The following is a 12,351-nucleotide window of genomic DNA, read 5'->3' as shown; positions in this document are numbered from 1 at the left end:
AACTTATTTATCCTCACTACTATTTTTAACTAAATAAAAACGAACTAATTCTTCAATAATTTCGTCTCGCTCGTAACGGCGAATTAAATTTCTTGCATCCTTAAAGCGAGGAATATAAGCAGGATCTCCTGAAATCAGATATCCTACAATTTGATTGTAAGGACTGTATCCTTTTTCTTCTAAAGCTTTATATACTAACAATAGAGTGTCATGTACATCTTTAGGAGCATTATTATTAAAATCAAAATACATTGTTTTATCTGAAGCACTCATTACAAAACACCTCTATATATTGATATAAGATATCACAAGTTTACTAAAATATTAAAGAAACTGCAATCATTATAATTCTTCTAAATAATTAACAGCAGCATCCATTGCTTTTGAAAGACCAGCTGGATTGGATCCACCAGCTTGAGCCATATTGGGACGGCCACCACCGCCACCGTTAATTTCTTTTGAAATGGTTTTAATCAAATCACCGGATTTAATTCCAGCTTTAACTTGATCATCGCTAACTGCAACCATTAAGTTGGCTTTACCTTTACTTTCTGTACCTAATACTAACACATCTGACAATGACTTATTACGCCAAGTATCAGCTAATTGTCTTAATTGACCCATACCAGAAACTTTAATAACACCAGTAATAACCTTTAGGCCACCGACTTCTTGCACGTTTTCAAATACTGAATTAGCTTGTTGGTTAGCAACCTTCGTTTCTAATTTTTCCTGTTTTTGTTGTAATTCTTTAATTTCATTTTGAATTTGACTAATTTTTTCTGGAACTTCTTCTACTTTATGTGTCTTAGTTGCACTTGCAACTTGTTTTAAAATACTTTCTTCATTATTTAAATAATTAAAAGCATCTTCAGAAGTAACTGCCTCAATTCTTCTTACACCGGCACCAACACCAGATTCAGAAGTAATCTTAAATAGTCCTAGTTCATTAGTATTTTTCACATGGTCTCCACCACAAAATTCTACTGAGAAGTCACCAGCGCTAACTACTCGAACTTTATCACCATATTTATTATCAAATAAAGCAATTGCACCCATTTTTTTACCGGTTGCTTGATCAGTTTCAATTGTTTGAACTGGTAGTTCTTTAAAGATCTGTTCATTAACTAAAGCTTCAACCTTGTGTAAATCTGCTTCAGTTACAGATCCAAAATGAGTAAAATCAAATCTTAAATAGTTAGGTTCAACTAAGGAACCAGCTTGTTGGGTGTGATCACCTAAAACATTTCTTAATGATTGATCAAGCAAATGAGTAGCTGTATGATTCTTTTCTACTTTACTATGGAATTGGCGATCAACATCTAGTTCATATTTTTCACCTTTATTCATAGGTTTTAAAACTTCAACAGTGTGTAAATTTTGACCATTAGGTGCACTTTGAACATCGGTTACCTTTGCACAAATTTCACCGTTAGAATTTTTAATAACTCCTTGATCAGCAACTTGGCCACCCATTTCAGCATAAAATGGGGTTTCATCGAAAATAAATTCAGCATCGCCACGAGCTACAGAATCTACTAATTTTTCATTAACAATAATATCAAGTAATTTAGCATTAGAAACATTTAGCTGAGTGTAACCAACATATTTACTTGGTGTTTTAATTTCAAGCAGTAAATCACGTTGAACCCCCATTGATTTTTTATCACCACGAGCGTTACGAGCACGATCTTTTTGTTTTTGCATTTCTACTTTAAATCCATCTTCATCAACAGAATATCCTTCATCATTTAAATATTCTCTAGTCATTTCTAATGGGAAACCATAGGTATCATAAAGTTTAAATGCATCTTTTCCACTAACAACTTTTTGGTTTGTAGATTTTAGATTATCCATCAAATCATTAAGTAAGGATAATCCATCAGAAAGTGTTTCATTAAAACGCTTTTCTTCAGAATGAATAACTTTAGCTAAATAATCTTTTTGATTTAAGACTTCTGGATAATAGGATTGCATAATTTCGCCAACAATTGGTACTAATTTATACAAAAAGTCTTCTTCAATTCCCAAACGATGACCTGAAACAATGGCTCGTCTAATTAGTCTTCTAATAACGTATCCACGGCCAACATTGGAAGGAAGTGCCCCATCACCAATTGCAAATGTAATTGCTCTTGCATGATCAGCAATAATCTTAAAATCAACATCATCTTGATCATTTTTACCGTAATTTTTATTATTACTTAATTCTTCAGTTTTATGAATAATTGGTAAAAATAAATCGGTTTCAAAGTTAGTTGGTGCATTTTGAAAAATGGAAACAACACGTTCTAATCCCATTCCCGTATCAATGTTTTTTCTTGGTAGTGGTTCATAAGTGTTATCAGGCTTGTGATTAAATTGAGAAAATACAATATTCCAAACTTCTAGATAACGTTCATTTTCACCACCAGGATAATTTTCTGGATCATCCGGCTCTAAATCATCATGTCCAGGTCCACGATCATAAAATATTTCAGTATCAGGTCCAGAAGGTCCTTGACCGATGTCCCAGAAATTATCTTCCATATCGACTAAATGATCAGGCGATACACCAGCTGCTTGCCAATATTTTTTAGCATCAGTATCTTTAGGATAAACTGTCATGTATAGTTTTTCTTTATCCCAACCAAACCATTCAGGCGATGTTAATAATTCAAAGGCCCATGAAATGGCTTCTTTTTTGAAATAGTCACCTACTGAGAAGTTACCTAGCATTTCAAATAAAGTATGGTGACGAGCAGTCTTACCTACATTTTCAATATCATTTGTTCTAATACTTTTTTGTGAACTAGTTAAACGATGATTTTTAGGTACCACACTACCATCAAAATATTTCTTCATAGTGGCAACACCAGAATTAATCCATAATAATGATGGATCATCTTTAGGTACTAATGAAGCACTAGGTTCAATCGTGTGTCCATGTTGCTTGAAAAAGTCTAAATACATGGCTCTAATTTGGCTACTACTTAATTGTTTCATATTTTTCCCTCCAAAAAGCACAAAAACACCGTTGCAGTAAAGACGCTCACACGCGGTACCACTTTACTTGCAACGATGTTCTTCGTTTACCTCTTTATTTCTCAATAACGCTGAGTAACGATTTTATTCATCATAAAAAGATAGCATTTACATTAAAAAATCGTTTTTCACACCATCCAAAACGTCTCTTAAAATTCAATTAACATAAATATATTCTCTTCGTTATTCCTACCTATGAGTATAAAATTTATTAAAAATAGTGTCAATAAAATTATCTATAGCGTTTTGAACTATTTTTTCTAGACTTACGTTTACGACGTCCTTCTTCTCTTTGTTCAATCTTACGATTCATTTCGTCGTTTCGTTTAAGTTCACTTTTAATTTTACGTTTATACCCTGGTTTAATATTACGTTTTTTCTTTTTAATCATACCAATCATGTTTGGTTCTAACTTATCATGGCCACGACGATGCTCTTTACGGCGATTACGATCATAAGTATCAACAATGCGACCATTTTTAATTGCTTTAGGTTTGAATGAAATACCCATATTTTCTAAAGCATCAATTTCAGATTCTTCATCAGGATCATATAAAGTAATGGCTGTACCTGGCATATTATTTCTACCAGTTCTACCTACACGGTGAATAAAGTATTCTAAATCATCTGGAATATCATCATTAATAACATCAGATACTCCTTCAATATCAATTCCACGAGCAGCTAAATCAGTAGCAACTACAAATTGAAAATCGAGATTTTGAACTTGTTTCATCATTCTTTTACGTTCACGTGGAGTTAAAGCACCAGAAACCATTCCTACTTTCAATCCCTGATTGCGTAAAAATTCATACAATTCTTCTACACGTTTTTTAGTATTAGCAAAAATTAAAACTAAATATGGTTCACCCATAGTGATTAATTTATAAATTAATTGATTTTTATTTTCACCTTTAGTTGATATTAATAAGTTATCAATACTTGGATTAATAATCGTTGTATTAGGAATGTTTTCAACATATGGATTAGTCATATATTTTTTCAAAAAAGTACTCAATTTTTGCGGAATAGTAGCAGAAAAGGCCATCATTTGAACATCTTTACCAAAACTAGCAGCAATAGTATCTACTTCTTTTAAAAAACCTAAGTCCATTGTCATATCAGCTTCATCAATTACTAATTGATTAGCAGTATGAACATCTAAATGTTGACTCTTGATTAAATCAGCAACACGACCTGGGGTTCCAATTACAATTTGTGGCTGTTCATTTTTTAATTTTTCAATTTGACGTTTTTTATCAGTTCCACCCACATAGTTTGCTAAATGGATAACTTTTTCACTATACTTAGCAAGTTGTTTCGCATTACCATAGATTTGATATGCCAATTCACGACTTGGAGTTGTGATTACAGCTTGGACGCTATTTTCATCTGGATCAATCTTATCAAAAATGGGTAAAAGAAATGCATGAGTTTTGCCACTACCAGTAGCAGATTGACCAATTACACTTCTTCCCTTTCTAATTTCAGGAATAATATTTTCTTGAATCTTAGTAGGTTCATTAAAACCTAAATCATTTAAAGCATCCATAATGAATGTCTTAAAATTATATTGTTTAAAAGTAGTTGTCATTACTTGTCTCCTTTATAATCAGCAACTAATGTATCTAACTGTTCAATAACTTTTTTAATTTCATCATCATCTTTGGCTACAGCACCACTAGCTAATGGGTGACCACCACCACCAAAATTTTTAGCTAATTCATTAATTGATGGTCCCTTAGAGCGTAAACGAATGCGGTAGCTACCATCCTTTTGTTGAACAAATATTGCCCATGAACTAACTTGTTTGATATTTCCAGGTAATGGAACTACAGCGGAAGTACTTTCGTCACCTAATTTAAACGGTTCTAAAACTTCGTCACTTAAAATTAAATATGCAGCACCACTATCTGTAATAGTAAGGTTCTCATATACATATGCTGATAATCTAGCTAATGGAATATCAATTTCTGATTCAATATTATTAACTTCGGTTGTTGAAAAGTTTAATTTGGCCAATTCTGAAGCCACTCTAAATGTATTAGCAGAAGTTGAAGGATATTTAAATCTTCCAGTATCACCAACAATTCCAGCATAAAGCAAGCGGCCAGCTTCATCATTAATTTTTAACTTATTTGAAGAATCGTACAATTCATAAATAAGTTCAGAGGTACTGGATGCTTCTGGTTTAACCCACATAATGTCACCAAATTGATCATCATTAGGATGGTGATCAATCTTAATCATCATCTTACCGGTATTATAACGACTATCATCCACCCGAGGTTGATTAGCAGTATCGCAGACAATAACCAATGCATTTTTGTATACATCATCTGAAATTTCATCAGTTTTACCTAACCAATCAAATCCGTGATATTGTTTCCCAACACAATAAACTTTTTTGTCAGGAAAAGAAGCCTTAATAATATTAGCTAATCCCATTTGTGATCCATATGCATCTGGATCTGGTCTTTGATGACGATGAATAATAATTGTATCAAAGTCACAAATTGCTTTAATGATTTTTTTCTCAGTTGATAAATTAAATGCGTTTAAAATTTTTTGCATAATTATATTTAATGCCCTTCAATCTATTTCTTATATATTTAATAATTATAGCATACGATAAATAAAATTATTAAGAATAAAAAAGACAATTTTCAATCAAATGAAAATTGTCTTTTTTAAAATTAATCTTCTTTTGTTGATGGTTTTTCTTCAGTCTTATCTTCTGAAGAATCCTTATCATTTTGTACTGTTTCACTAACACGATTAGTTACCTTAGCAACTGCACTCATATCGAAAACTAAATAAATACCATCACAATCTAAAGTAACAGTCTTGTTTTCTGTATCAATTTCGTCAACGACACCATGAAGACGACCAATTGTAACAACGTGGTCACCTTTTTGTAATTGTTTTAGCGTTTCAGCATGTTTTTGTTGTTGTTTCTTTTGTGGTCTAATGATTAAGAAGTACATGATACCAAAAAGTACAATCATAATACCAAATCCTGCAAAGTTTCCCATTAATTTCACCCACACTTTCTATATAATCCTTTGTATATAAGGTTATCAGAACTAACAATAATAGTCTACCATAAATTAATTATTATTAATTGGATAATTTAAATGTTTATATGCTGCTTCCGTAACCATTCTACCTCTAGCAGTTCGTTTTAAATAACCAATTTGCAATAGATATGGTTCGTACATTTCAGCAATTGTATCAGTTTCTTCACCAATATTAGCTGCTAAAGTATTTAGTCCAACGGGTCCACCATTATAATAAACAATCATCGTTTTTAATAACTTAATATCTGTACTATCTAATCCTTCATCATCAACACCAAGCATCCCCAATGAATGATCAACAATTTCAACATCAATATTGTCCTTAGCATATACTTGGGCAAAATCACGAACCCGTTTTAACAAACGATTCGCAATTCTAGGTGTTCCCCTTGATCTTCTAGCAATTTCATGGGCCCCCTGGGTAACAATTTCGGCATGAAAAATTTCAGCAGAACGTTTTACAATATCTTCTAAATCTTTTGTTTCATAATATTTCATATGTTCCACAATTCCAAAACGGTCTCTAAATGGAGCTGAAAGAATACCAGCTCTAGTAGTAGCACCCACTAAAGTAAATGGAGGTAATGGAAAATGAACTGGATGAGCAGTTGGACCTTGACCAACCACAATATCTACATAGAAATCTTCCATTGCAGAGTAAAGCATTTCTTCGACTACTTTAGGTAAGCGATGAATTTCATCGATAAATAAAATATCGCCAGGTTGCAATTCATTTAGTAAAGCTACTAAATCACCAGGCTTTTCAATTGCTGGACCACTTGTTGTCTTAATTCCTACATCCATTTCATTAGCAATAATCATTGCTAAGGTGGTTTTTCCAAGGCCTGGTGGTCCATATAATAATACATGATCCAATGATTCTTCTCTTTGTTTGGCAGCCTTAATATAAACGGATAATTCAGATTTTAATTGATCTTGACCAATATATTCGGATAAATATTGTGGGCGAAGCGATTTTTCAACCGATTCTTCATTATGACTAGCACTGTCGCCAGAAATTATTCGATTATCGTCCATAATGATATTCCTCCTTTAGTATTGGGTTAACAATTTAAGTCCTTGACTTAAATATTCATCAGTAGTCATTTTATCATGCTTACTTAGTTCCTTTTTAACTTTCTCAACATCACGTTTAGTATATCCTAACGCTTCTAAGGCTTGCAGTGTATCGGTCATTTCTTGATTTTCTGTATTATCCACCACTTGTTCACTAATTTCATCATTAAAGTCATCAAAAATTGAAGGTGCAAGATCGTCAATCTTACCTTTTAAATCTAAAATGATTTGCTTAGCAGTCTTTTTACCAACTCCTGGAAATTTCGTTAAATAAGTTACATTTTCATTATTAATTGCATTCAATAATGATTTAGGATCGTTACCGGCTAAAATTGCTAGTGCATTCTTAGGACCAATTCCAGATACGCTTAACAACTTTTCAAAGATACTTTTATCTTCACGCGTATAAAAACCATATAAAGTTTGTGCAGAATCACTAATTGCTTGATAAATATAAACTTTAACATTTTTTTGATCATCTACATCAAAACGATAAGGATCAGCAGTATGCACTAAATAGCCTACTCCTGAAACATCAATAACTATATAGCCAGGATTAATATCAACAATCAGGCCGTTTAAATATTCATACATTTTTTAACATCCTTTAAATTAATTATTCACTTTTGTGTGGATCTTGAATTCTTTTAAACATTTTTTCCATATCACCATTAGAAAATGATACTAATACCGGTCTACCGTGCGGACAATTAAATGGATTATTAGCTTTAGATAAATCGGATATTAATTGAACCGCTTGTTTTCGATCTAAATGGTGATTTGCTTTAATCGCTCTTTTACAACTCATCATAATTGCAGCTTTAGCCCTAAAACTAGCAACTGAAATTTTTTTATCATCAATTACCCAATCAATCATTGAACGAATCGTTGATTCTTCTTCACCAGATTTAATCCAAGTGGGATGTTGTTTTACCACAAAACTATTTTGACCAAATATTTCAATATTAATTCCAACGCTATGCAAAATGTCCATTTTATTATTAATAATCATCGAATCTGATGCCGGATAATCTAGAATTAAAGGAACTAATAGATTTTGTTGATTTTCAGAAACTTCACCAATTTCTACTCTAAATTTTTCGTAGTTAATTCTTTCTTGAGCAGCATGTTGATCTAAAATATACATGCCATTATCTGATTCAGCAATCAAATAAGTTCCATGCAATTGTCCAATATAACGTAATTTGGGAAACCGAGTTTCTTCTTTAAGTGTTTTGTTTTCATCAGAATTTTTAGTTTCATTTGAAGTGTCACCAAAAGGTAAGGCATCCTCTTCATTATCATATTTTTCTTTAAAGTCTAATAATTGCTTTGATTTTAAATCTTCTTTATTTTTAACAATAATTGAATTTTGCACATTACTGGATTTAATATTTTCTTGAACAGAAGGCTCAATTGTTTCTTTAAACTCTTTAGAAACAGATGGATGATATTGGGTGGAAGCTTTATTTAAGTCCATTTGAATTTGATCAGTATTTTGATATTTAGGCTTAACTCCGCGTTCCCTAGTCATTGCATCTGGTATCAAATTTTTCGGAAAAATTGATTCATAAACAGTTTTAGTAATTAAATTACATAACTGTTCTTCCTTACTAATTCTGACGGTTTGTTTAGTGGGATGAACATTTACATCGGTTAAAGTTGGATCCAATTTAATATTTAAAGCTACAATTGGGTACCTACCAACCATTAGTTTAGAACCATAGCCATCATTTAATGCTTTAAAAATATTAAAATTTTTAACGTAACGACCATTCAAAATGATTGTGACATAGTTTCGTGAGGATCTAGTTAACTCAGGTAAACTTACGTATCCACTAATTTTAAAATCATCATCTTGATTATTAATACTAATCATTTTTTTAAGGTTTCTAGAACCATAAATATCACCAATAACTTGCTGTAAATTATTTCTGCCAGAAGTTCTAATAATTTCACGATTATTATGAACTAAAGAAAAGGCAATGTTAGGATGTCCAATTGCTAAACGATCCACGATATCTGTAATTTTAGATAATTCTGTTTGCAAAGATTTCATATATTTTAAACGAGCCGGCGTATTATAAAATAAATCACTAACTGTAATGTTAGTTCCTCGTCTAGATTCAGAAGGCATAATAGATTCAATCTTACTACCCTTAATGTGAATTGACGTTCCTTCATCCCCAGTGGATGTTTTCAATTTAACATCTGAAACTGAAGCAATCGAGGGTAAAGCCTCCCCTCTAAAGCCTAAAGAATGGACTTTAAATAAATCTTGGGGATTATTAATTTTACTAGTAGCATGTCTTTTAAAAGCTAACTTAATATCATTATTATCAATTCCATAACCATCATCAACAACCTGCATACTTTTTAAACCAGCATCTTTAATATTAATATCAATCTGACTACTTTTAGCATCAATTGAATTTTCCACTAATTCTTTAATAACTGAAGCTGGTCGTTCAACAACTTCACCAGCTGCAATTTGATCAGCCAAAACTGGGGTGAGTTCATGAATTTTAGGCAAATAATCCCCTCCATTTATTATTTTTCAATCTTTTGTTTCCATTTATAAACAGCATTCATAATTTCCATTGGTGTTTTGGACATTAAATCCATTTTTTTAATATCATTTATAATGCTATTATCTTTAATACTATTGTTGGAATTTTCTTTATTAGATTTATCACTAAATAATGAAAGTTGAGCATCATTATCTTCATTAACTTGTTTTTCTTTAGATACCGGTTCTTGTTCAATATTCATAACATTATTATCATTTTGAGAATTCTCCAAATGTTGCAAAATATCATTGGCACGTGTTAATAAATTATTTGGTAACCCGGCTAATTTGGCAACATGAATTCCATATGATTTGTCAGCAGCACCCTTTTTAACTTTGTGTAAGAAAACCAATTCACCATTTTTTTCAACCGCTCCAACGTGAACGTTGGTTAAATTCTTCAAAGTATTTTCAAGTTCAGTTAGTTCATGATAATGAGTCGAGAAAAGCGTCTTAGCATGCGTATTATTATGAACATACTCAATAATTGATTGTGCTAAAGCCATTCCATCATAAGTTGCAGTTCCACGGCCAATCTCATCAAATAAGATTAAACTATTGTTGGTTGCGTTTTGAATTGCCTCATTTGACTCTTTCATTTCAACCATAAAGGTACTTTCCCCGGAAATTAAATCATCGGCTGCACCAATTCTAGTAAAAATTTGATCAAATACAGGCATTTGAGCACTTTTAGCAGCAACAAAACAACCAATTTGTGTCATAATAACCGCTAAAGCTAATTGACGCATATAAGTACTTTTACCAGACATATTAGGGCCTGTAATTAACAATACATTTGTATCTGGATCCATTTTTACATCATTAGGAACATATGATTGATGTCCCATTACTTTCTCAACAACTGGGTGTCGACCATCCACAATTTCTAGGTCATGTTTATCACTCAAAGTTGGTTTAACTAACCGATAATTTTCAGAAACTACAGCAAAACTTTGTAAAACATCTAGGGTGGAAACTGTTTCAGCCAATTTTTGTAAACGATTAATTGACTGTTTAACAGTATCTCTAACTTCACTGAAAATTTCGTATTCTAAAGTCTTAGATTTTTCTTGAGCTTCAATAATTAATTTTTCTTTTTCTTTCAATTCTGGGGTAGAAAATCTTTCAGCATTAGTTAAGGTCTGCTTTCGTTCATAACGGTCTTCAGGTAATTTATTAAGATTAGCCTTAGATACTTCAATATAGTAACCAAAAACATGGTTATAACCAATTTTTAGATTATTAATTCCCGTTGCTTCTCGTTCCTTGCTTTCCAGTTCAGCAATCCATTTTTTGCCATTATTCATAGCATCACGATATTTATCTAAAGTTAAATTGTATCCATCCTTAATCAAACCACCATCCGTAACTGAAATTGGTGGTTCTTCATTAATTGCAGAATTAATTAAATCAGAAACATCATCTACTGGGTCTAAATTATCATAAATATTTTTAAATGTCTTAGCATCGATTGAAGCAATTTCATATCTTAATTTAGGAACTTGTTCTAATGATGACTGTAACTGAATTAAGTCACGACCATTAACTGAACCGAACGACACTTTACCAGCTAATCTTTCTAAATCATACACCTTAATCAAAATATCACTGATTTCATTACGTTCATAATAATGATCTAGTAGTTCTTGAACCGAATTTTGTCTTTCTACAATTTTATGCTTAACAATTAATGGACGATCTAACCATTTTTTTAATTTACGACCACCCATTGCAGTCTTAGTTTCATCTAAAAGCCATAACAGGCTTCCAGATTTTTTATTGGTTCTAATATTTTTAGTTAACTCTAAATTATATTGAGAATTATGATCTATCTTTAAAAATTCAGCTGGGCGATAAGATGAAGCTGGTTTCATATGTGATAAACTACGTTTTTGAGTTTTAATTATATATGAAATAAGTCGATTAACAGTCTCTTTTTCTAAAGGATTAATTAAGTTATCAGTTAAGTGTTGCATTTCATTACCAATTGAAATATCCGGTTGATGAGATAATAAAATTCCTAATTTTTTAAAAATTTTGATATCTTTATCCGGAACATCTTTAACAATAATCTCTTTAGTTTGTAAATTCATAATTTCATTAATGACGGTATCAATTTGACCCAAAACACTAACCTGCAACTCACCAGTTGATAAATCAGCATATGAAAAACCATATTTTTGATTATCTTTATCATATTCAAGTGCAGTTAAATAGTTATTATTTTTTGCATTTTCAGCGCCTGTTTCCGTTCTAGTCCCAGGAGTTAGTAGTTGAGTTACTGCTCTTTTAACCATTCCTTTGGCAACTCTTGGGTCTTCCATTTGTTCACAAATAGCAACTTTATAACCTTTATCAACTAAAGTATTGATGTATGATTCTACCGCCTTATACGGAATTCCACACATTGGAATTGGATTACTAGAATTTTTATTTCTAGCAGTTAATGTAAGTTCTAATATTTGTGCACCCTTAACTGCATCATCATTAAACATTTCATAAAAATCGCCTAAGCGATAAAATAAAAAAGCATCTGGATATTGAGCCTTTACTTTTTCATATTGTTCCATCATGGGTGTTAGTTTAGTTGATTTTCCCATA

At 31.7% G+C, this 12,351-nt stretch carries 9 protein-coding genes; all 9 read right to left on the bottom strand.

The window, feature by feature from the left end:
• Positions 1-3: 3 nt before the first annotated feature.
• Positions 4-273: an IreB family regulatory phosphoprotein gene (locus tag MOO46_RS00925; protein ID WP_249511175.1), complete on the bottom strand. Its 270-nt coding sequence runs from the start codon at positions 271-273 to the stop codon at positions 4-6.
• Positions 274-342: 69 nt separating this feature from the next.
• Positions 343-2,985, bottom strand: a complete 2,643-nt coding sequence (gene alaS / locus MOO46_RS00920) for an alanine--tRNA ligase (RefSeq protein ID WP_249511174.1) — start codon at positions 2,983-2,985, stop codon at positions 343-345.
• 271 nt (positions 2,986-3,256) lie between these two features.
• Positions 3,257-4,618 carry a DEAD/DEAH box helicase gene (locus tag MOO46_RS00915; protein ID WP_249511173.1) on the bottom strand — a complete coding sequence of 454 codons (1,362 nt, stop codon included), beginning with the start codon at positions 4,616-4,618 and terminating at the stop codon, positions 3,257-3,259.
• Entirely contained in the window at positions 4,618-5,598 is a 981-nt protein-coding gene (locus MOO46_RS00910) for a DHH family phosphoesterase (RefSeq protein ID WP_249511172.1), read from the bottom strand. The genes MOO46_RS00915 and MOO46_RS00910 overlap by 1 nt, the downstream gene beginning before the upstream one ends.
• A gap of 122 nt (positions 5,599-5,720) precedes the next feature.
• Entirely contained in the window at positions 5,721-6,059 is a 339-nt protein-coding gene (gene yajC, locus MOO46_RS00905; RefSeq protein WP_249511171.1) for a preprotein translocase subunit YajC, read from the bottom strand.
• 75 nt (positions 6,060-6,134) lie between these two features.
• Entirely contained in the window at positions 6,135-7,142 is a 1,008-nt protein-coding gene (gene ruvB, locus MOO46_RS00900; RefSeq protein WP_249511170.1) for a Holliday junction branch migration DNA helicase RuvB, read from the bottom strand.
• Between the two features lie 15 nt (positions 7,143-7,157).
• Positions 7,158-7,775, bottom strand: coding sequence for a Holliday junction branch migration protein RuvA (gene ruvA, locus MOO46_RS00895; RefSeq protein WP_249511169.1), 618 nt, complete (start codon positions 7,773-7,775; stop codon positions 7,158-7,160).
• Positions 7,776-7,797: 22 nt separating this feature from the next.
• Positions 7,798-9,714, bottom strand: a complete 1,917-nt coding sequence (gene mutL, locus MOO46_RS00890) for a DNA mismatch repair endonuclease MutL (protein WP_249511168.1) — start codon at positions 9,712-9,714, stop codon at positions 7,798-7,800.
• 17 nt (positions 9,715-9,731) lie between these two features.
• Entirely contained in the window at positions 9,732-12,350 is a 2,619-nt protein-coding gene (mutS, locus tag MOO46_RS00885; RefSeq protein ID WP_249511167.1) for a DNA mismatch repair protein MutS, read from the bottom strand.
• Between the last annotated feature and the right edge of the window lies 1 nt (position 12,351).

It is taken from the genome of Apilactobacillus apisilvae, assembly GCF_023380225.1.
Taxonomy (GTDB): Bacteria; Bacillota; Bacilli; order Lactobacillales; family Lactobacillaceae; genus Apilactobacillus; species Apilactobacillus apisilvae.
This window is presented reverse-complemented; position numbering and strand designations above follow the sequence as displayed.